This window comes from Gilliamella sp. wkB72 (assembly GCF_001693745.1).
GTDB classification, from domain to species: domain Bacteria; phylum Pseudomonadota; class Gammaproteobacteria; order Enterobacterales; family Orbaceae; genus Gilliamella; species Gilliamella apicola_E.
On the sequence record NZ_LZEI01000006.1, the window covers coordinates 85802 to 107420 of the forward strand.

Here is a 21619-nt window from a genome sequence, read left to right on the forward strand (position 1 = left end):
ATGTGTTTACTAAATTTGGAGATAATAATGCAATTAAAACATGTTGCACAAGCCAAACTGCCAACACCATGGGGATGTTTTACCATTGTTGGTTTTGAAGAGATTGCAACAGGTAAGGATCATGTGGCATTAGTGTTTGGTGATATCAATGATGAAACGTCAATTTTGACGCGAGTTCATTCAGAGTGTTTAACCGGTGATGCGTTATTTAGTTTGCGTTGTGATTGTGGTTTTCAGTTAGAAGCCGCGTTAAAACAAATCGCTAAAGAAGGTAAAGGCATTTTAATTTATCATCGCCAAGAAGGACGTAATATTGGGTTATTAAATAAGATCAGAGCCTATGCCCTTCAAGATCAAGGTTTAGACACGGTTGAAGCAAATGAGCAATTAGGGTTTGCGGCAGATGAGCGTGATTTTACTTTATGTGCCGATATGTTGACGCTGTTAGGGGTGTCAAAAATTCGTCTGTTAACCAATAATCCTGAAAAGATTAAAGTGCTTGAACAAGCAGGAATTAAGGTTACCGAGCGCGTTCCTTTAGAAGTAGGGGAAAACCCGAATAATGAGCATTATTTAGCAACCAAAGCCAATAAGTTAGGGCATTTGTTGCATTTACATCGTCATTAGTTTTTTAATATTTTAAATTGTTTAACCTCAATATTTAATATTGAGGTTGATTTTTTGGGGCGATTAATCGTTTAATTAATCTTTATCGCAACGAAGCACTCCACCGTTGGCAATTTGATCTTTAGCGATTTCGTGCATGATAATTTGTACTGCTTCAGGTTTGCAATTAAGTGTTTCGACAATTGCATCTGTTACTCGTTTAGCCATTTCACGTTTTTGTTCGATGGTGCGTCCTTCTAAGAAGTCGATAACGACATTCGGCATAAATATCTCCTAATGATTAATGGTAGCAAGTTGTGCATCAGTTAATACGATGTCTTGATTATGGCAAATACCAATACCGGATTGTATGATTTTTTCAGCAATCGCTTTTGCTTCATCTAATGAGTGCATTGTGTAGGTTCCACATTGATATTCGTTTAATTCTGGAATTTCTGATTGTGATTTTACATTTAGCACATCATGCATGGATTTTAACCAAGCATCAACTACCAACGATTCGTTTGGTTTACCAATTAAGCTCATATAAAAACCAGTACGGCATCCCATTGGGGATATATCAATAATTTCGACATTATCACTGTTTAAATGGTCGCGCATAAAGCCAGCAAATAGATGTTCTAATGTATGAATCCCTTTTTCAGGTAATAGTGCTTTATTAGGAATGGTAAAGCGAAGATCAAACACGGTAATGTCATCACCTTTAGGGGTTGCCATGGTTTTAGCTATTCGCACAAAAGGTGCTTTCATTTTAGTATGATCGACTTTAAAACTGTCTAATAAAGGCATAATGTTCTCCTTAGTTTATAATCAAGCTATTTTGATTAATTAGCTCGATTTATTCCACCTTTTTTATTCATTGATTTAATAAATCTAACATTTCTTGTTCATCAATGACTTTTATTCCGAGCTCTTCTGCTTTAGTAAGCTTTGAACCTGCTGATTCACCCGCAATCACTAAGTCGGTTTTTTTAGAAACACTACCAGTAACTTTAGCACCGAGTTTTTTTAGTTTGTCTTTTGCTTCGTCACGGGTTAATTGTGATAATGTTCCGGTTAATACAATGGTTTTGCCCGAGAATGGTGAGTCAATTGTTAATGGTTGTACTTCAACATCAGGCCAATGTATACCGATTTCCGGACTGGTTAGTTGGTCAATGACATCACGATTATGAGGTTCTTGAAAAAAGTCGATAATACTTTCAGCGATTACTTCACCAACATCACTTATAGTTTGTAATTGCTCTAATGATGCGTTTTCAATCGCTGGTAAGTTACCTAATTGGTTAACTAAATTTTCAGCTGTGACTTCACCAACATTTGGTATGCCTAGGGCGAATATAAATCGATTTAAAGTGGTGTCTTTAGATTGATTTAATGCGTTAATTAGGTTGTTGGCTAATTTTTGTCCGACTTTGTCTAATGAACAAAGAATTGGTAAGGTTAGCTTGTAAAGGTCAGCCGGTGTTTTGACATAATCTTTGTCTACTAATTGTTCGATTATTCTATCGCCGAGTCCATCAACGTTCATTGCTCGGCGAGATACGAAGTGTTTTAGGGCTTCTTTGCGCTGTGCTGGGCAAATCAATCCACCTGCACAACGAGAGATCGCCTCACCTTCATCGCGAACAATAAGGGAGCCACAAATAGGGCAGTGGGTTGGGAAGATGATTTCTTTGGTGTCTGCTGGGCGCCGATCTTGAATGACTGAAACAATTTGTGGAATCACATCACCTGCACGGCGTACAGTGACATAATCACCTTCACGAATACCTAAACGTTCCATTTCATCACTGTTGTGGAGTGTTGCGTTACTAACGATAACTCCTGCTACCGATACCGGCTCTAGTCTTGCTACTGGTGTTATGGCACCGGTACGACCAACTTGGAAATCAACTTTTTTAAGCTGTGTTACTTCTTCTTGCGCAGGAAATTTGAATGCTGTGGCCCAACGAGGTGCACGGGCAACAAAACCAAGCTCTTGTTGTTGTGCAATACTGTTGACTTTGATAACTACACCGTCAATATCAAAATCAAGTGACATTCTTTCCTCACCAATTTCATGAAAGTAGGCAAGTGCTTCTTGGACACCTTGGCGAATCTGGACTTTGTCGCTCACTGGTAAACCCCAAGCTTTAAATTGCATTAGACGGTCATAGTGGTTATCAGGTAGAGTTGCGCCCTCATTAATGCCAACTCCATAACAGAAAAAAGAGAGTGGTCTTCTGGCGGTGATTTTAGGATCTAATTGCCTTAATGAACCAGCGGCGGCATTCCGAGGATTTGCGAATGTTCTTTCGTTGCGTTTTTCCGCATCTGCATTTAGCTTGGCAAATCCTTTGTGTGTCATAAAGACTTCTCCACGGACTTCTAATCGAGTAGGTATGTTTTCGCCTTTTAATACCAGTGGAATAGTTCTTATGGTTTTTACATTCGTAGTTATATCTTCACCTGTGGTGCCATCGCCACGCGTTGCTGCTCGAATGAATCGTCCATTTTCGTATAATAAACTTACCGCTAATCCATCAAGTTTTAACTCACAGCAGTATTCAACTGATTGGCTACTAGTGAGATGTAAGCGATCTTTTACCCTTTTATTAAAGGCGTTAAAACTTAATTCATCAAATACATTATCAAGTGATAGCATCGGTAATTCATGTTTTACCGATGCAAATTCTGACAGTGGTGCCCCTCCAACACGTTGTGTTGGTGAGTCGGATGTGATGAGTTCTGGGTGATTGTGTTCTAGATTTTGGAGTTGTTTTATTAATTTATCATATTCTACGTCGGGAATTTCTGGTGCATCAAGCACATAATAACAATATTCATGATGTCTTATCAGATTGCGTAAAGCAGTTATCTGTTCTGTTACCTCTTGTAGAGATTCAGAATGATTTACTGAATTTTCAGTTATATTTGGCATGATTTTTAACTCTTAAATTAAAATAAAAGTTTTAGAATTAGCAATAAAATAGTACGTAACTAAATTTAGTACAATAGGTGTTGATAAATATAGTTTGTAAACCAACATAAACTAACTATTCCACCAATTTTCATTAGTGGAATAGTTTTAAAAAAAGAGTTCTGATGATTAAATTTCGTTACAAGCTTTTTTAATGCGTTCTTTATAACTATCAATCTTTTGTGGTGTCATCATGTGATGTTCATCATCAAGTACTACACCATTGACATCGTCAGCGATACGTTGCGCAGTTTGTAACATAAGTTTGAAGTTTTGTTGATTGTTACCATGAGTTGGCGCAACCATAAATATTGATACACCCGGTGTGGTAAATTCGTGCATGGTTTCAGGATCTAAATAACCTGGGCTAATCATGTTAGCTAAACTAAATAAAATTGGGCCATTGCCGGCCGGGTCAACATGGCGATGGAAAATTTGCATATCACCAAATTGGAATCCTGATTGCATTATGCTAGCTAACAGTACATCACCTTGTAATGATTTGCCATTTATACCGGTTACGTTTAAGACAATAATTTCAGTTTGGTTGTCTTCACCCACATCTAGTTTTTGATTGCTTTGTTCTTCAGATACTGATTGAGCCGTTTTTTGGACTTCTTTAACCTTTGGTGTTTCAGGTTCTTCAGCAAAAATTTCTTGTTGAAAGTTGATTGTAGGCTCGTTATCAGCCTTATCGTCAATTTCTTCGTCATCATTATTTGAAAATAGATCTTCTTGAAGAGGTAAATGTTCTTCCTCTTCTTCTTTCACGTTTTCTTTAACGTTCTCTTCTTCAACTACTACCGACTCAACTGGGTTATTACTTTCATCCTGTTTATTTTTAGGCGTGAGTAATATTACATCGTCTTCTTCGCCGTAGATGTCTTCAAATTGTTGAGTATTTGGTGTGAATTTATCTTTTTTGCCTGACTTAAATAAAGAAGAACGTTCTTTTTTATTGATCCAGAGCCCATGAATCAATAATGCAATAATGACTAAGGACGCAATAACAATTAGAACAGTACGTAAATTATCCATAATACCCATCTCAGAATTAAATTAAATATAGATTTAAATTATTCAATAATATAATTGAAAAAAAAGGATTAAAAAATACCACAATTAAATTTTTTTACTTTTTATTCGTAAGCTAAATCCATACTCACTTATTACAGCACTAAAAATCAATTCGCATATATTACTTTATTTCTCCAAATAATCATAATATCAATCATAATTTTTTTATTATTATTGTTTTGATATGGTTAAATTTAGTAAATTTTTAGAACTCTGTGCTATTAAGGTGTTAAGATACTTACAATCAATGCATATTTTTTGTAAAATCACCGATCACTTTTGAATGATTTCATTGTTTTTTATTAAAAAATAATTATTAAGTTACCGAGGTCTTTTTTATATGAGATTTAATAAGCTATTACTTACGCTGGCATTATCTGGTCTATTGTTATTAACTGGTTGTGATAATAATCAATCCCAATCAGCTAATGGCCAATTACCCAAGGTAACTGTTTTTAAAGTCCAACCTTTAGATTATACCCTTAAAATTAGTTTACCTGGACGAGTTGTTGCATCGCAAATAGCTGAAATTCGCCCACAAGTTAGTGGAATTGTGTTAAATCGTGAATTTGAAGAAAGTTCGAATGTTAAAGCTGGGCAATCACTTTATCAAATCGATCCCGCTATTTATCAAGCTAATTATGATAGTGCGGTGGCAAGTGTAGAAAGTGCAAAAGCTAATGCTAATATTGCGCAACTTACTTTAAAACGTTATGCAGGGCTATTAAATACTAAATCCATCAGCCAACAAGAATATGATAAAGCTGCTGCGGATGCTAAACAAGCTGAGGCAAGTGTTTTAGTTGCTCAAGCAGCAGAACACGCTGCTAAAGTTAATTTAGATTATACTAAAGTTTATTCGCCAATTGATGGTTATATTGGTAAATCAAGTGTGACTGAAGGTGCGCTAGTTTCTGCTGGACAAGCTGCTCCACTTGCACTAGTTCAACAACTTGATCCAATTTATGTTGATATGACTGAAGCGGCGACTCGCTATAATAAATATCTTCAAGATGAAAATATTGTTTATGAACCCGCTAAAGGCAATAACGTTGATCTGTTCTTTAATGATGGTTCTAAATACGCATTATCAGGTAGCATTAAATTTTCAGATATGACAGTTAATGAGACTACAGGTACTGTTACGTTACGTTCACAATTTTCAAATAGTGAAGGTAAAATTTTACCAGGTATGTTTGTTAAACCACAAATGACATTAGGTACAATTAAAAATGCAGTGTTAGTGCCTCAACAAGGTATTACTAGTAACCAAAAAGGCCAATATACAGCTAAGATTTTAAAACCAGATGGTGCGGTTGAGTATCGCCAAGATATTAAAATTTATACTGGTATAGGTGGCTATTGGGTGGTAACTAGTGGAATTAATATCGGTGAAGAAATTATTACAACAGGCCTACTTAATTTAACTGGGGTTGAAACAGGAACAGCGATGAATGCGGTTGCAGTTGGTAAGCCTGCTGAATTGACTCAAGAGCAGTTAGATAGTCTCATCAAAAACAGCGTGAAATAAGGTAGATTTAATTATGGCTAAGTTTTTTATTGATAGACCTGTTTTTGCATGGGTAATTGCTATCATGATGATGCTGGGCGGTGCTTTGTGTATTAAGTTACTTGCTGTTGAACAGTATCCTGATATTGCACCACCTGCTGTTACGGTTTCTGCGGTTTATCCAGGTGCTGATGCACAAACAATTGAAAATACAGTTACGCAGTTAATTGAGCAAAACTTAACTGGTTTGGATAATTTGATTTATATGAAATCAACCAGTAGTGCTCAAGGTGTGGTACAAACTACGTTAACTTTTGCACCAGGTACTAGCCCTGATTTTGCGCAGGTACAGGTATTAAATAAAGTAGAAAGTATTAAATCTCGTTTACCAGAAAGTGTTCAAAAAAATGGGGTTTCGGTTGCTAAAAATAACACCAACTTCTTAAAAGTTATCGGCTTCTACTCAACCAATCCTCAAAAAACACAAGCAGATATAGCTGACTTTATTTATTCAACTGTACAAGATCAGATTCGTCGTGTACAAGGGGTAGGTGATACGCAGTTATTTGGTTCTGAATATGCAATGCGTATTTGGTTAGATCCAAATAAACTTAATTATTTTAATCTGTCGATTGAAGAAATTATTAGTGCTATCCAAGCGCAAAATGCACAGGTTACTGCAGGGCAATTAGGTGCTTTACCAGCCACTGAAGGGCAAGAACTTAATGCCACCATTACTGCTCAATCACGTTTAAAAACACCAGAGCAATTTCAAAATATTTTACTTCGTGTTAATACAGATGGTTCAAATGTTTTATTAAAAGATGTAGCTAAAGTTGAAATTGGTGCAGCTGATTATAATTTCCTTTCTCGTTATGATGGTAAACCATCAGCCGGTTTAGGTATTTATTTAGCAACAGGTGCTAACCAACTTGATACATCTGAAAAAGTTGACAAAAAAATTGAAGAGTTATCTCATATTTTTCCTGAGGATATTAAATTTGCGTATCCTTATGATACAACACCATTTGTTAAATTATCGATCAACAACGTAGTACATACCTTAATCGAAGCAATCATTTTGGTTGTTATCGTTATGTATGTGTTTTTACAAAATCTGCGTTCTACACTTATTCCAACCATCACCGTACCGGTAGTATTGTTAGGTACGTTTGCGGTTCTATATATCTGTGGATTTACCATTAATACGTTATCTATGTTTGCTATGGTTCTTGCCATCGGTCTTCTGGTCGATGATGCCATTGTGGTTATTGAGAACGTTGAACGTATTATGCATGATGAAGGGCTTTCGCCTTATGATGCAACCGTTAAATCGATGGAACAAATTACTTCTGCTTTAGTTGGTATTGCTGTGGTACTTTCAGCAGTATTTGTACCAATGGCATTTTATGGTGGTGCAGCAGGGGGGATTTATCGTCAATTTTCAATCACTATTGTAACGTCAATGTCATTATCAGTGGTGATGGCAATTGTGTTAACACCAGCACTTTGTGCTCAAATTTTAAAAGCGCCGTCAAAAAGCAAAATTAAGAAAGCTACGATTGGTGAAAAATTAGGAAGTGTGCCGCCATTTATCTGGTTTTCAATTGGTACTAAATGGTTCTTTAATAAATTTAATAATGTATATAACAAAAGTTTACATGCCTATGAAAAAGGTGTAATTAAATTTATTCGATATCCTCTCGTTTCATTTATTTGCTATGGGTTGATTGTTGTTGCTTTAATATTTGGATTTAATCGCTTACCAACTGGCTTCTTACCAAATGAAGATCAGGGGGTATTAATTGTCATGGTTGAATTACCACCCGGTTCTACATTAGAACAAACCATGGGGGTGTTGAATAAAACCTCTAATTTCTATATGGAGAAAAAGGCTGACTCAGTGAAGGAAATATTTACCGTTGCTGGTTTTAGTATGGTTGGTCGTGGTCAAAATATGGGGCTTGGCTTTATTCGATTAAAAGATTGGGATGAGCGTACTCGCCCAGACCAAAAAGTTGATGCCTTAGTTGGTAGTGGTTGGGGGTTTGCTTCAACAATAACTGAAGGTCGTGTCATTATTACCAATGTACCAGCAGTACCGTCACTTGGTATGGCTAATGGTTTCTCATATATGTTAAAAGATACCTCTGGCCTTGGACATGATGCATTGATGGGCGCATTTTTCCAACTATTGAGACAAGCTTCTCAAAATCCTAACTTACAACAAGTTCGTCCTGGTAGTATGTTAGATGTTCCACAGTATAAAATTAATGTGGATTTCGAAACGGCTCAAGCGCTTGGTGTTGCGGTAAGTAGTGTTAATACCGTGCTTTCAACTGCATTAGGTTCAGCTTATATTGATGACTTTGTTTATAACAACCGTGTTAAAAAGGTTTATTTACAATCTGATGCAGCTTATCGAATGCTTCCTGATGATTTTAGTTTCTGGCATGTGAAAAATCAAAAAGGTGAAATGGTTCCTTATGATGCATTTGCAACCACAACGAAAAGTTATGGTTCACCATCACTTGTGCGTTATGATGGTGTAGCGGCAATGGGTATTAGTGGTTCGGCTGCCCCTGGGTTGAGTTCTGGTCAAGCTATGGCGACTATGGAAGAACTATCTAAAAACTTGCCTAAGGGCTTCTCGTTTGACTGGACAGATATTTCTTATCAAGAACGTCAAACAGGTTCTCAAACTACAACACTTTATTATATTTCAATCATTGTGGTGTTCTTGTCGTTAGCAGCTCTATATGAAAGCTGGACAGTACCTATTTCGATCCTATTTGTGATCCCACTAGGTATTATCGGTACCGTATATGCGACGATGTTTAGAGGTCTTGATAACGATATTTACTTTATTGTTGGTCTTTTAACTACGATGGGCTTATCGGCTAAGAATGCTATTTTGATTGTGGAATTTGCTAAAGATGCACTTGAAAAAGAAGGTAAATCATTAATCGATGCAACGTTAGAAGCTTGTCGTCTACGTTTACGTCCAATCTTAATGACTTCGTTTGCTTTCATTCTTGGTGTGTATCCATTAGCAACAAGTAGTGGTGCTGGTTCTGTAAGCCAGAATGCGGTAGGTACAGGGGTAATCGGCGGTATGTTGACAGCAACATTCTTGGCGATATTCTATGTTCCGCTATTCTTCTTATTTGTAACTAAAGTATTTACTAAACATAAGAATAAAGTCGTATTGCCAACTAACTTTACAGGCAACTCTGAAAATAAATAACCAATAGGTTAGAGTTAAAAAGCACCAATAATCTTGGTGCTTTTTTTATGTGCTTTTTGGATTAATCTTTTAAACGATAATTGAGTTTGTATTCAGTTAAATTTTGCGTTGAGGAACGGGGTTTTTGAGTGATATAAACCAGATATTGAGGTGATTTTTTTAAAGATTGGACTTTATCGATGTGATTTAACTAAGTGTTGGGTCATATGCGCATGGGTAATCGCGATTGCGAGCGCATCAGCGGCATCTGCTTGAGGGCTTGCCGGTAATTTAAGTAATAACTTAACCATGTGCTGTACTTGCTTTTTATCCGCTGCTCCTGTTCCAACTACGCTTTGCTTAACTAATCGTGCGGCATATTCAAAAACGGGTAAATCATTATTAACCGCTGCAACAATGGCAGAACCTCGTGCTTGACCTAATTTTAGCGCAGAATCGGCATTATGAGCCATAAACACTTGTTCAATAGCAAACATGTCAGGTTGAAATTGGAGGATGATTTCGCTTACTCCGGCATAGACACGTTTTAAACGCGTTGGTAAGTCATCAACTGCAGTACGGATACAACCACTGCCAAGATAGGTTAGTTGTCGTCCCGTTTGGCGAATTACACCGTAACCCGTCAAACGAGAACCTGGGTCAATCCCCAGAATGATAGTCATTAGAGTGCTGCTGCAACTTCGTCTGAAACTTCTCCATTATGATAAACTTCTTGAACATCATCACAATCTTCAAGCATGTCAATAAGACGCAGTAGTTTCGGTGCAGAATCAATATCCAAATCAACTTTAGTGGCTGGAATCATTGAAACTTCAGCGGATTCAGCGACTAAGCCTGCTGCATCTAGTGCATCTTTGACTTCACCGAATGATTCAGGTGTTGTAAATACATCAATAGCACCATCGTCATATGTCACAACATCGTCAGCACCAGCTTCAAGCGCTGCATCCATGACTTGATCTTCGTCAGTTCCAGTTGGATATGAGATAACGCCTTTTTTGGTGAATAAGTAAGATACAGAACCATCAGTACCTAGGTTTCCACCCGTTTTAGTAAAAGCATGACGAACTTCTGATACCGTGCGGTTACGATTATCACTTAAGCATTCTACCATTACTGCAGTACCTGCTGGTCCATAACCTTCATAGATGATTGTTTCCATATTCGTATCATCTTCACCACCAACACCACGAGCAATAGCTCTGTTCATAGTGTCTCGAGTCATGTTGTTAGATAATGCTTTGTCCATAGCAGCTCGTAGACGAGGGTTAGACGCTGGATCGCCACCACCAAGTTTTGCTGCTGTTACAAGTTCGCGAATAATTTTGGTAAAGATTTTACCGCGCTTAGCATCTTGAGCTGCTTTGCGATGTTTGGTATTGGCCCATTTACTATGACCTGCCATAAAATTCTCCAGATTAAATAATTTAAAAATCGAGCTATTTTAACAAACTTTTAGCTAAAGTTCATTATCAATCTCTTTATTCCTTTTATGCTGTTAATAATAAAGTTTTTATTAGAGTCATTTCAATAAAAGTTGAGTATGTGAATATACAACATTGCTCTTATTTATTGCTGAAAGTTTGAAAAGAATAGTTTTTATAGGTATATAACGTTAAATTGTATTGATAATTAAAAAATCGCTATATAAGCTTTGTGCAACACTTGTTTAGTGCTCTTAGGCTTGAATAAATTTTTAGTTAGTAAAAAATAAAAAAAGCGCCCTATCAAGCAGCGCTTTTAATTTGTTAAATAATATGGTTTAAAATTTTTACTAACTCATTCCATATTGTTTTAATTTTTTGCGTAAAGTACCACGGTTGATACCAAGCATATTTGCTGCTCGAGTTTGATTGCCACGAGTATATTGCATAACCATATCAAGGAATGGGTGTTCAACTTCAGCTAACACTAATTCGTATAGATCAGTAGGATCTTCACCATTTAATTGTGATAAATAGTTTTTTAAAGCCTGTTTTACTGAATCTCGTAAAGGCTTTTGTGTTATTTGGTCTTGAGAGTTTACAGTTGTAAATTTAAGTGCTGCAGCTGTAACGCGTTGTTCTGACATAGTATTTTTAACTCTTTTATTTGTTTCTAATTTGACTAAAAAATGCTTTTAGTGTTTTTACTTGCTCACTTGTATTGCTAAGTACACTAAATAAGCGCCTGAATTGATCACTATCAGCATAACTCTTGGTATACCAATTTACATGCTTTCTGGCAATCCTTAATCCTTTGTATTCTCCATAAAATTGATAAAGATCTTCAAGATGTGTTAACACAATTTGTTCAACTTCATCAATTGTTTTATTTTTTTTTAACTGTCCGTGTGCTAAATAGAATGCAATTTCTTCAAATATCCAAGGTCGCCCTTGTGCCGCTCGGCCGATCATTATACCATCAGCTTGCGTATATTTGAAAACATCTTTTGCTTGTTCTGGTGTACAAATATCACCATTTGCAATTACCGGAATCGTTACCTTTTCTTTCACTGCTTTAATTGAGTCATATTCGACTTTTCCATTGAATAAGCATGCACGAGTTCGCCCATGAATAGTAATAGCCTTTATGCCACAATCCTGCGCAATTTGTGCGATTTCAATGCAATTTCTATTATTTTTATCCCATCCAGTCCGAGTTTTTAGTGTTACTGGCACATCAACTGAGCCAACAACTTTTTGCAAAATATTTTTTACTAAATCTGGATGCTGCATTAATGCAGAACCAGCTAATTTTTTATTTACTTTTTTAGCAGGGCATCCCATATTAATATCAATTAATTGAGCACCATGTTTGACATTAAATTCAGCAGCTCTAGCCATTTCATCTGGATCTGAGCCAACAATTTGGACTGCACGTATACCAACATCATCAGTTGAAATCATTCTTAATGCTGATTTATCAGTATGCCATACATCTGAATTAGCTAAAAACATTTCAGAAATAGTCATTCCTGCACCAAAGCGATGACATAAATTTCTAAATGGTTTATCGCTTATTCCTGCCATAGGGGCCGCAATTAAATTGTTTTTTAATGTGACCTTGCCAATGCTAAGCAAATTAAGGTCGGCTATATTACGCATTTTTCCTCTAAGTTAAAAGGGGGTAATGTCACATTTTTACTTTTTTTTACCAGTAATTCGGCACCACTCTTCTTGCTCAATAATAGGATCAAGTTCAAAATGAGTCTGATATGCTTCATAAACACTTTGAGATTGAGTGGCTAAAATACCTGATAATCCTAGTTTTCCATTAGTTTTTACAAGGTTATTGATCTGTGGTTCAAGTTCTTTTAAAGGACCAGCTAATATGTTTGCGACAACAACATCTGCTTGTAAATTATTAGGAAGATCTTTTGCTAAATATAGCTCAATGTTTTCACTAACATTATTTCGCTCAGCATTGTCACGGCTTGCTTGGATCGCTTGAGGATCAATATCTACTCCAATGACTCGCTTAGCCCCTAATTTTAATGCAGCAATGGCTAAAATGCCTGAACCGCAACCATAATCAATCACAATCTTGTTGTTTAGATCTAGACTATCTAACCAAGTTAAACATAATGCTGTTGTCGGGTGAGTCCCCGTTCCAAATGCTAGACCAGGATCTAACATTACGTTGACTGCATTAGGATCAGGAATGTCTCGCCAGCTAGGGCATATCCATAATCTTTTACCAAACTTCATTGGATGAAAGTTATCCATCCACTCTCTTTCCCAATCTTTATCTTCTAGCTGTTCTATTTTATAAGAATATTGGTCTAGATTTAGTATCGCTTTTAATTCATCAATATCTATTTGAGCATCATAAAGTCCAACTACGTCGGTGTTTCCCCAAAGTTTCGTTTCACCAGGTAACGGTTCAAAAACAGGGTTATCATAAGTGTCTTGAAAAGTGACTGATACAGCACCCGATTCTTCTAGTTGCTCGCTGATTTGTTCAGCTAATTCATTAGTAGTGTTAATTCTGAGTTGAATCCAAGGCATAGTTTTTTCCTGTTTGGCCAAATAGGTTGGCAATAATAAATACAACTAATCCGATCAGTAACGATGGTATGATTGGATGGAAAGCATAAATCTTAATGTTATAAACAGCGAGAAGAGTATAGCTTATTGCACCAGCTAACATTGAGCAAAGTGCCCCTGTTGCATTCGCTTTTTTCCAGTATAATCCGAGTACTAATGGCCATAAAAATACTGCTTCAAGCCCACCAAATGCTAGTAAATTAAGCCAGATGATCATTTCGGGTGGTTTCCATGCGGCTAATATCAATAATCCACCAAAGAAATAGGTAATGGTAACTGATAATCGAGTTAACATTTTATCACTAAATTTGGTATTTGGTCTTATCGTTAGGAATAGATCTTTAATAATTACTGATGATACTTGTAGTAATTGGGCATTAATTGTGGACATTATAGCTGAAAGTGGCGCAGCCAAAAAGATTCCTGCAGCCAAAGGAGGCATAACTTTTATAATTAATGTAGGTACAATTTGATCCGGAATCGTTAAATCACTCACTATCGCACGACCGAGTGCTCCAGATAAATGCATAGTTAACATGATGATTGTTACAACTATAGTACCAATAATAATACCTTGGTGAACTGCTTTACTATCTTTATAGGCCATGCAACGAACAGCAGTATGTGGCAAACCAACAACACCAAAGCAGACTAAAACCCAAAAAGAAGCCATAAAAGGGAAGTCCATAAAATTATTTGGTCCTTGTGGTGTTAATAAAGCCGGATCGATTGTATATAAACGGTCAATAATATTTGTAATCCCACCACCAGCGTAAATAATTGCGACTAAAAGTAAAATGGCACCGATTATCATAACTAAGCCTTGGAAAGCATCATTTAAAATGCTGGCTCTAAAACCACCAAAAGCCGTATATATTACTGTGCCGAATCCAAAAATAATCAATCCATTGTCATAAGGAATACCGACAGATGATTCTAATAAACGGGCTCCCCCTACAAATTGTACTGTCATTGCACCAACAAAAGCAGTAATTAAAGCGATACTTGCAAACCATACAATCATTTTGCTTTTATAATGAGAATAGAGCATATCACTAAGCGTTATTGCATTGTATTTACGGGCTAAAATAGCAAACTTTTTACCTAAAATGCCCAGTGAAAGTAATACAGTAGGGACTTGGATCATTGATAAAAGCACCCAGCCAAGTCCATATTTATAAGCAGCCCCTGGCCCACCGATGAATGAACTAGCACTAATATAAGTTGCAGCCAAGGTCATCGCCAGTAAAAAACCGCCCATGGTGCGATTACCAATAAAATAGTCAGTAAATTGGTTTACTTTCTTTCTTTTTATATAAGCGTAAATTGATAACGCAAATACAAATATAAGGTAAATAATAAGAGGAAGAATAATATCTAATTGCACGCTTAATGGCCTATTCTAATGGAATATTTTTGAATTGTTTTTTTACCACAATATAACATAACAAGATAAAACCGAATGGTACCATTATACATGACAGCTCAAACCATAATGGTAAACCTATGAAACCTTTTTGATCTTTTAAACTATAAGCGCTAATTACCCATGCAGCGAAATAGATAAGAGTAAGTAACAATGAAAGCTTTGCTTCTTTATTAGCCTGCTTGTAACGAGTATCCATATTAAATAAATGGTTAATTAATTTGGGGGACTTAGAGTAAAAGAAAGTGTTTAACTTGGCAAGTTTATTGCAATTTATGCAATATAATGTTCTAAATATATCAATTTTCGCAATTATGATTTTACGCTATAGTGCTCTGATTAAAAATAATTCAACTCATGGAGAGAATAATGTCTAACTATTTTAATACATTAAATTTACGCGAAAAATTAGAACAACTAGGTCAGTGCCGTTTTATGGCTCGTGATGAATTTGCATCAGAAGCTAATTTTTTAAAAGGCAAAAAGATTGTGATCGTTGGTTGTGGTGCTCAAGGTCTTAACCAAGGGCTAAATATGCGCGATTCTGGTTTAGATATTTCTTACGCTTTACGTAAAGAAGCTATTGCAGAAAAAAGAGCATCATGGAAAAAAGCAACAGAAAATGGCTTTAAAGTTGGAACTTATGAGGAATTAATTCCTACCGCTGATTTAGTTATCAACTTAACTCCAGATAAGCAACATTCAGCTGTAGTACAAGCTGTTCAACCATTGATGAAAAAGGGTGCAGCATTAGGTTATTCACACGGTTTTAACATCGTTGAAGTTGGCGAAAAAATTCGTCCAGATATCACAGTAGTGATGGTTGCGCCAAAATGTCCAGGAACAGAAGTTCGTGAAGAGTATAAACGTGGATTTGGTGTACCAACTCTGATCGCTGTCCATCCTGAAAATGATCCTAAAGGTGAAGGTTTAGCAATTGCTAAAGCATGGGCTGCTGCAACAGGCGGTCATAGAGCGGGTGTTTTACAGTCTTCTTTTGTTGCTGAAGTTAAATCTGATCTTATGGGTGAACAAACGATCTTATGTGGTATGTTGCAAACTGGATCATTACTTTGCTTTGATAAACTTGTCGCAGATGGCGTTGATCCTGCATATGCTTGTAAATTATTACAATTTGGTTGGGAAACGATCACTGAAGCATTAAAACAAGGTGGCATTACGTTAATGATGGATCGTTTATCTAATCCTGCTAAATTACGTGCGAATGCATTAGCTAAAGAATTAAAAGTGATCATGACTGATCTTTACCGTAAACATATGGATGATATTATTTCAGGCGAATTCTCATCAACGATGATGAAAGATTGGGCTAACGATGATGTTAACTTATTGAAATGGCGTAAAGAAACGGGTGAAACTGCATTCGAAAAAGCTGCCGAATATCAAGGTAAGATTGACGAACAAGCTTATTTTGATCAAGGTGTTGTTATGGTAGCAATGGTTAAAGCAGGGGTTGAACTTGCATTTGAAACAATGCTTGAATCGGGTATTTTACCTGAATCAGCTTATTATGAATCACTACATGAGTTACCACTTATTGCAAATACAATTGCTCGTAAACGTTTGTATGAAATGAATGTCGTTATTTCTGATACCGCTGAATATGGTAACTATCTATTTGCTAATGCAGCTGTTCCATTATTAAAAGAGAAATTCATGCCAATGTTACAAGCAGGTGACTTAGGTAAAGCTATACCTGAAGGCAGTGTTGATAATGCACAATTACGTGATGTTAATGAAGCTATTCGTCACCATCCAATTGAGATCGTTGGGCGTAAACTTCGTAGCTATATGACAGATATGAAAAGGATCAATGTAGCAAGTTAATTGATCTTAATCAGTTATGAAAAAGGTGCTAATAAGCACCTTTTTTTATGTCTAAAGTATCTTAACATCAAGCTTTAACCGCATTTAATATTTTGTAAAATTACGATTTGATCACAAAGGATCAAGGATCAAAAAAAGGATCCAACTTAGATCATTCGGATCCTTCTAAAATTTTCATAAAACTTTTAAAAATTAAATAATTAAAAATTTTTTATTTTAACTTTTTATTTATTTTTTATATTAGTTATGGTATATTTTGTTCAAATTTAGTTCAATTTGTAAGGATAAAATATCAATGAAAATGGCTTTTCGACCAACTGATAGCTGGCGTTGGTATTTTGATAATGAATACGACAGCTTAATGCTTGAAATTTCATCAGAAATGTTATTTCGTTGTAATTATGCAAGTAAAACACTAATACCTGATGTATTTAGTGAGTTTTCGTTTTCTGTCGATGACGCAACAGCTTATTATCTATTTTATGATAGTTGTCAATCTTTGATTTTGAGTGACGCTCAAAAAATTGAATTATCAATTAATGCAATTGTTGCTTCAAATTTTTTGAAACCACAAATGCCTAAGAGCTGGTATTTTTCTCAGCAACCTATGCTTTATAATCCCAAAGTTGCTGATATTGTGGAAGTAAACCTACAAGAATCCGGTCAAAGGGTATGTTTATTGGTCGTTGAAGCTGGTGAAAACGCATCGCTTTGCATTGTTGCTCAACCGACGTTTGTGGCTATGAACAAAACCTTCTGTTTTTCAGAAGCGATTAAAGTGATGAATGATAGACTAGCATTAGCTAATCAGTTTGTAAAAACAGAAAGCTCTATGACGTTGGTTAATGAGCAGTTGGAATTAAAAGCTATTTCCTAATTATCTTAATTAAAAATGAGTAGTATGATACTACTCATTGATTCTTTTAAAACTTATCAACCTGGCATGTAATATATTATAAAGTAATCCATTTTAGTACGATTACCATGATCCAATAACTTCTCTTTTGCGAATTCATGCCCTTGTTCAGCTGCTTTTTTTATATAATCCAGTCCAGCTTCCCACAATGGTTCTTCATCAAAAAACATTAAACCTACTTTGTATTGAGCATCCATATCATTATTTTTTAACGCAAGTTGTAATTCAGGATCTTTACGTAATTCATATAAAGGTCTACAACCTGGAGTACTATAGCCACCTTGAAAGCAATATTTTTTGAACCAGTAAATTGCTTTAGGAAAATCTTGAGGAACATAGTAACCTTCCATATATAGCTTAGATAAAGAACTGTTAGCTTTCCAATCCCCTGCCTTAGCTGCTTCTTTTAACCAATAAATTTTTTTATCTATCTCTGTAATAAAACTGAACCTCGAAGCAATGTATCCTAAAATGTGAGGATTTTTAACATAATTGGAATACTTAATATAATTTTCCATAATTTTTTTATCTTGGTCATCTTCATGAAGACTAGTTTTAGAATATAAGTCAATTATGTGAAGAAACAACTTAGGATCATTATCCGCAGCATAAGAGTAAAAATAAATAGCGGGTAAATATTTGTAATTTTTTTCACACCATTTAGCTATTTTTATGGCGATTTTAGGATCAGGTTTATCCTTGTCGAATTTTTCCAATAACGGATAGAGTTCTTTATGGTATGAATATTTGAGATTATTCTTATACATTTCACATGCTGGAGAAGAAGACAATGCGCAAGCCTTTTTAAAATACATTAAAGCTTTGTTCATTTTAACTTCATTTAAATAGTAGCCACTCAAATAAAGTAAGGAAGGAATATCCCCTCGAAATGCGTTATCTTGCATACCATCCAAGATACTTTTATCAACCTCTGTGTTTTCATCTTTATAAATTTTTTCATCAAACAGATATTTAGAATTCAATAAAGTATCAATTTGAGCTTCAATTTTAGCAAAAGCAATAAAGTAGGGTAAAGATGGTTCACCAATATCTCTAGCTTCAGAAAATCTCCAAAGTGCTCTACCAGGAGCTCTATCAATAGATTTACCAGTAAGATATGCTTGACCAATTAAAAAAGATACATAACCATTTACTTTTTGATTATTTTCTTTTTTCATATATTCAATAAAATCATGAAAATAATAGTAATTAGGATTTTTTCTACTATCTTCTAAAGTCATTACTAATTTAATGGTGTTTAAATCACCATTCATTATTGCAATTCGAATTAATGATAATCCTTTATCTATTAATTTAGGTTTTATGAAAACGTTTATTATGTCAATTTCTAGGTTTTTACATCTATAAGACAAGTAATTATTACGATCATCTTCTTCACCATACACACCATAATAGATATCATTAGTCAAAATAAATTGGTCTTTCCAAGTTGATACTAAATCATGAATGTTATGAATTTTATTGCAACTTTTGTTGTGAAGTGTATTAGCCAATTCAATATAACTCATCCCTAGCTGAGTAAGATAAGTTAGATTTGTTGTATTGTCTTCTTCTAATTCTTTAAGGACTTTCTCTTCTTTTTTTTCCTTTATATTGTCGAAAACCATTTTATAATGATCTAAAGAAAATACAGGTGTAGAAAGGGAACCGAGAAGCGTAAATAAAAATAATTTTTTTAACATCCACTGTAGCCTAATATTTATTCCATTATTTTAATAAATTAAATTCTTTGTCTTATAATAAAAATTATTATTTTTCTATTCTATAGTGATATCACCTTTTGGAACACAACTACAGGCTAGAATATGTTTATTTTGTTTAATCGCTGATTGAGTTAAAGGTTTTACATCCCCTTTTGTTAATAATACTGAGCAACGACCACATACACCAGCCCGACAAGAGTTAGGAATTGAAATATGATGTTGTTCAAGTTGTTCTAAAATTGTTTGCTGATTATTACCTTTAATTTTTTTATCTTGGAAAGTAATTGTACAAGGTTGATAGTCTTTTATTGATTCTGTAGGAAAGTTTTTAATATAGCTTTTAGCTGGTTGGCGTTCAAGTACCTCAATTTTATCACCAATCGATACAGTACCATGATTTCGAGCAATCATATTCATACCAAAATCAATTTTACCATCCAAATTAGTTCTAAAATAACTTAAAGTTTTTAAAGGTTCATTATTAGGTAAAGCTTTGGCTGAATTGACATTGAACGTGGTTAATACACAACGAGTACAAGGTTTGATGATATCAAATATTAACTCACCAATTTTAATGGTTTTCCATCCATCCTCTGCAAAAGGGAGTGCGCCATTAATAATAATATTGCCACGAAATTGGCGAATATCTAATTTTTCAGGGCACTGTTGTTCAAGATAGTTAAATGATGCAAGATTTAACAACAAATAAGGATAACCATCAGCAAAACTAACTGGCACATCTGGATAACGTTTAGTTCTTCGACTCAATTTTTTGCCGATCCAACGCAATTGCACATCTTTTTGAAGAAATTGGCTAAAAAATTGATTAACTTTAATTGGCGCAATATGTGATGTAAAGTGATTTCCCCAAACTTCGGTTGCTTCATTACTTAGTGAAAACTCATCGAAATTAATCACGATTGATTCGTTAGTTGGTAATGACACCTGCACTTGGTTGTCAATTATTACCGTTTTAAGTTTTAACAGCTCTGGATATTGTCTGGCAGTTATAAATGTTCCATCTGGTTCACTTATCATTAAGATACGGTCATATTCAAAGCCACCATCAATACTCTTGGCACGCGTCAATGCAATACCTTGCATTGATTTAATCGGATAGATAAAGAGTTGTTTAACGGCAATCATATCGGCAAATATTTAATTAGTTTGATCAAATTATATATTTAATTATTAGGGATTTATATATTTAAGTGCCATAAATTCATTCCTAAGCTATCTTACAATCGTCGTTCAATGATATTTTGTATAGGATGATATTCTGCTTTTATAAAAGAAGTATTATGTTCGCATGGGGTATCATCTTCAAGATATGTGACTTCCTCAAGTTTTAGTAGGGCGGTATTTTTAGCTATATTTAATGAATTCTCAATTTTTTCATCATCGACATTTACAGCCATAATGTTTTGAATTCGTTTTTTTACTTTTTTTCCTGTGATCTCTTCAATATAACCAAATTTTGATATCTCTAATTGACTAAATTCGAACTGATGAAATAAATTTGCAGGTATTAACGTAAACTCTATTGATACAGGAATATTATCAAAAAACATTAATCTAACAATTTTATAAACAAAATCATTTCGCTTTAATTTAAGTAAATTGGCCAATTCTTCACTTGGAACAGGAATTATACTTGCAGAAAGAACTTTTCTAGCTCCCCTATAACCTTGTTTTTTAGCCTGATAATCGAAATGAGAGATTACATTAAATTTACCAGTTAGATTAATATTTCGCTCAAATGAACCTACATGTAATCCTGACTTTCTGACACGGTAAATTAGTCCTTCTTCTAATAAATGTCTGGTGGCTTCTCTAACAGTGGTACGAGTTACATCCAAAATCTTTGCAATATTAACTTCAGTATCAATTTTCTCACCAGTAGATAAGTTTTTTTCTTCTATTAGATTAGTAATGTAATTGATAACTTTTAATTGTTTTGTTGTTATGTTACCACTCATTTTGATTCCTCAATTTTTCTATTAGTTATCATTTTCATTCAAATAACCTCAGATAGCAATATTTTGACTATATATTAAATAGGTTCAACGCCATTCAACCTTATTCCTTCTTAAGTTAATTCATACTCAATTTTATTTATATCAGCCTTAAATAAACCTAAATCATAGTAAACAAATTAAAATATGTATATTCATAATAACTTAAAAATTAAAATGTGATTAACTTAACATTTTGAATAAAATTATATATACATTATTTTTCTATAAAATATTAT

The 21619-nt window shown here is 34.7% G+C and carries 19 protein-coding genes; 5 read left to right on the forward strand and 14 right to left on the reverse strand.

Features of this window, described 5'->3' with window-relative positions:
• Positions 1-27: 27 nt before the first annotated feature.
• Positions 28-627, forward strand: coding sequence for a GTP cyclohydrolase II (gene ribA / locus A9G07_RS01775; RefSeq protein WP_065733785.1), 600 nt, complete (start codon positions 28-30; stop codon positions 625-627).
• A gap of 75 nt (positions 628-702) precedes the next feature.
• Here the strand turns inward: ribA and A9G07_RS01780 are convergent, their stop codons facing one another.
• The 4 genes from A9G07_RS01780 to zipA form a co-directional block, all read right to left on the reverse strand.
• Positions 703-891 carry a 2-hydroxymuconate tautomerase gene (locus tag A9G07_RS01780; RefSeq protein ID WP_065733786.1) on the reverse strand — a complete coding sequence of 63 codons (189 nt, stop codon included), beginning with the start codon at positions 889-891 and terminating at the stop codon, positions 703-705.
• A gap of 9 nt (positions 892-900) precedes the next feature.
• Positions 901-1416 (reverse strand): S-ribosylhomocysteine lyase, encoded by a 516-nt coding sequence (luxS, locus tag A9G07_RS01785; protein WP_065733787.1) that lies wholly within the window; start codon positions 1414-1416, stop codon positions 901-903.
• A gap of 67 nt (positions 1417-1483) precedes the next feature.
• Positions 1484-3550, reverse strand: coding sequence for an NAD-dependent DNA ligase LigA (ligA, locus tag A9G07_RS01790; RefSeq protein WP_065733788.1), 2067 nt, complete (start codon positions 3548-3550; stop codon positions 1484-1486).
• A 168-nt stretch (positions 3551-3718) separates the two neighbouring features.
• The gene (gene zipA / locus A9G07_RS01795) at positions 3719-4630 is read right to left on the reverse strand and encodes a cell division protein ZipA (RefSeq protein ID WP_065734158.1); all 912 of its coding nucleotides are present in this window, start codon (positions 4628-4630) and stop codon (positions 3719-3721) included.
• 376 nt (positions 4631-5006) lie between these two features.
• On the opposite strand from zipA, the gene A9G07_RS01800 reads away from it, so the two are divergent.
• Positions 5007-6197 carry an efflux RND transporter periplasmic adaptor subunit gene (locus tag A9G07_RS01800; RefSeq protein WP_065733789.1) on the forward strand — a complete coding sequence of 397 codons (1191 nt, stop codon included), beginning with the start codon at positions 5007-5009 and terminating at the stop codon, positions 6195-6197.
• Between the two features lie 13 nt (positions 6198-6210).
• Positions 6211-9423: an efflux RND transporter permease subunit gene (locus A9G07_RS01805; RefSeq protein WP_065733790.1), complete on the forward strand. Its 3213-nt coding sequence runs from the start codon at positions 6211-6213 to the stop codon at positions 9421-9423.
• 173 nt (positions 9424-9596) lie between these two features.
• Here the strand turns inward: A9G07_RS01805 and ruvC are convergent, their stop codons facing one another.
• From ruvC to A9G07_RS01840, 7 genes are all read right to left on the reverse strand, one after another.
• The gene (gene ruvC, locus A9G07_RS01810) at positions 9597-10085 is read right to left on the reverse strand and encodes a crossover junction endodeoxyribonuclease RuvC (protein WP_065563411.1); all 489 of its coding nucleotides are present in this window, start codon (positions 10083-10085) and stop codon (positions 9597-9599) included.
• The gene (locus A9G07_RS01815; protein WP_034883630.1) at positions 10085-10828 is read right to left on the reverse strand and encodes a YebC/PmpR family DNA-binding transcriptional regulator; all 744 of its coding nucleotides are present in this window, start codon (positions 10826-10828) and stop codon (positions 10085-10087) included. The genes ruvC and A9G07_RS01815 overlap by 1 nt, the downstream gene beginning before the upstream one ends.
• A gap of 369 nt (positions 10829-11197) precedes the next feature.
• A complete protein-coding gene (fis, locus tag A9G07_RS01820) occupies positions 11198-11494 on the reverse strand; it encodes a DNA-binding transcriptional regulator Fis (RefSeq protein WP_034883623.1) in 297 nt (98 codons plus the stop codon).
• Positions 11495-11510: 16 nt separating this feature from the next.
• Positions 11511-12509 carry a tRNA dihydrouridine synthase DusB gene (gene dusB, locus A9G07_RS01825; RefSeq protein ID WP_065733791.1) on the reverse strand — a complete coding sequence of 333 codons (999 nt, stop codon included), beginning with the start codon at positions 12507-12509 and terminating at the stop codon, positions 11511-11513.
• Between the two features lie 36 nt (positions 12510-12545).
• On the reverse strand, positions 12546-13412 hold the full coding sequence (prmA, locus tag A9G07_RS01830; RefSeq protein WP_065733792.1) for a 50S ribosomal protein L11 methyltransferase: 867 nt from the start codon (positions 13410-13412) through the stop codon (positions 12546-12548).
• Positions 13387-14838 carry a sodium/pantothenate symporter gene (gene panF / locus A9G07_RS01835; RefSeq protein ID WP_065563415.1) on the reverse strand — a complete coding sequence of 484 codons (1452 nt, stop codon included), beginning with the start codon at positions 14836-14838 and terminating at the stop codon, positions 13387-13389. The genes prmA and panF overlap by 26 nt, the downstream gene beginning before the upstream one ends.
• 10 nt (positions 14839-14848) lie before the next feature.
• Positions 14849-15076 (reverse strand): YhdT family protein, encoded by a 228-nt coding sequence (locus A9G07_RS01840; RefSeq protein WP_065563416.1) that lies wholly within the window; start codon positions 15074-15076, stop codon positions 14849-14851.
• A 170-nt stretch (positions 15077-15246) separates the two neighbouring features.
• Here A9G07_RS01840 and ilvC point away from each other — a divergent pair, with 170 nt between their 5' ends.
• Both ilvC and A9G07_RS01850 read left to right on the forward strand, forming a co-directional pair.
• Entirely contained in the window at positions 15247-16725 is a 1479-nt protein-coding gene (gene ilvC, locus A9G07_RS01845) for a ketol-acid reductoisomerase (RefSeq protein WP_065733793.1), read from the forward strand.
• A 295-nt stretch (positions 16726-17020) separates the two neighbouring features.
• Entirely contained in the window at positions 17021-17602 is a 582-nt protein-coding gene (locus A9G07_RS01850) for a cell division protein ZapC (RefSeq protein ID WP_141677448.1), read from the forward strand.
• A gap of 56 nt (positions 17603-17658) precedes the next feature.
• On the opposite strand, the gene A9G07_RS01855 is transcribed toward A9G07_RS01850, so the two are convergent.
• From A9G07_RS01855 to A9G07_RS01865, 3 genes are all read right to left on the reverse strand, one after another.
• Positions 17659-19344 (reverse strand): tetratricopeptide repeat protein, encoded by a 1686-nt coding sequence (locus tag A9G07_RS01855; RefSeq protein WP_065733794.1) that lies wholly within the window; start codon positions 19342-19344, stop codon positions 17659-17661.
• 75 nt (positions 19345-19419) lie between these two features.
• Entirely contained in the window at positions 19420-20511 is a 1092-nt protein-coding gene (locus tag A9G07_RS01860) for a YcbX family protein (RefSeq protein WP_065733795.1), read from the reverse strand.
• 92 nt (positions 20512-20603) lie between these two features.
• Positions 20604-21344, reverse strand: coding sequence for a GntR family transcriptional regulator (locus A9G07_RS01865; RefSeq protein WP_065733796.1), 741 nt, complete (start codon positions 21342-21344; stop codon positions 20604-20606).
• Positions 21345-21619 lie beyond the last annotated feature (275 nt).

Coding starts and splice junctions, on each gene's coding strand:
- A9G07_RS01865 (WP_065733796.1), bottom strand. CDS start 21,344: ATGAGTGGTAACATAACAACAAAACAATTAAAAGTTATCAATTACATT.
- ilvC (WP_065733793.1), top strand. CDS start 15,247: ATGTCTAACTATTTTAATACATTAAATTTACGCGAAAAATTAGAACAA.
- ligA (WP_065733788.1), bottom strand. CDS start 3,550: ATGCCAAATATAACTGAAAATTCAGTAAATCATTCTGAATCTCTACAA.
- A9G07_RS01860 (WP_065733795.1), bottom strand. CDS start 20,511: ATGATTGCCGTTAAACAACTCTTTATCTATCCGATTAAATCAATGCAA.
- luxS (WP_065733787.1), bottom strand. CDS start 1,416: ATGCCTTTATTAGACAGTTTTAAAGTCGATCATACTAAAATGAAAGCA.
- A9G07_RS01780 (WP_065733786.1), bottom strand. CDS start 891: ATGCCGAATGTCGTTATCGACTTCTTAGAAGGACGCACCATCGAACAA.
- A9G07_RS01805 (WP_065733790.1), top strand. CDS start 6,211: ATGGCTAAGTTTTTTATTGATAGACCTGTTTTTGCATGGGTAATTGCT.
- ribA (WP_065733785.1), top strand. CDS start 28: ATGCAATTAAAACATGTTGCACAAGCCAAACTGCCAACACCATGGGGA.
- A9G07_RS01855 (WP_065733794.1), bottom strand. CDS start 19,344: ATGTTAAAAAAATTATTTTTATTTACGCTTCTCGGTTCCCTTTCTACA.
- A9G07_RS01850 (WP_141677448.1), top strand. CDS start 17,021: ATGAAAATGGCTTTTCGACCAACTGATAGCTGGCGTTGGTATTTTGAT.
- A9G07_RS01815 (WP_034883630.1), bottom strand. CDS start 10,828: ATGGCAGGTCATAGTAAATGGGCCAATACCAAACATCGCAAAGCAGCT.
- dusB (WP_065733791.1), bottom strand. CDS start 12,509: ATGCGTAATATAGCCGACCTTAATTTGCTTAGCATTGGCAAGGTCACA.
- A9G07_RS01800 (WP_065733789.1), top strand. CDS start 5,007: ATGAGATTTAATAAGCTATTACTTACGCTGGCATTATCTGGTCTATTG.
- prmA (WP_065733792.1), bottom strand. CDS start 13,412: ATGCCTTGGATTCAACTCAGAATTAACACTACTAATGAATTAGCTGAA.
- fis (WP_034883623.1), bottom strand. CDS start 11,494: ATGTCAGAACAACGCGTTACAGCTGCAGCACTTAAATTTACAACTGTA.
- A9G07_RS01840 (WP_065563416.1), bottom strand. CDS start 15,076: ATGGATACTCGTTACAAGCAGGCTAATAAAGAAGCAAAGCTTTCATTG.
- ruvC (WP_065563411.1), bottom strand. CDS start 10,085: ATGACTATCATTCTGGGGATTGACCCAGGTTCTCGTTTGACGGGTTAC.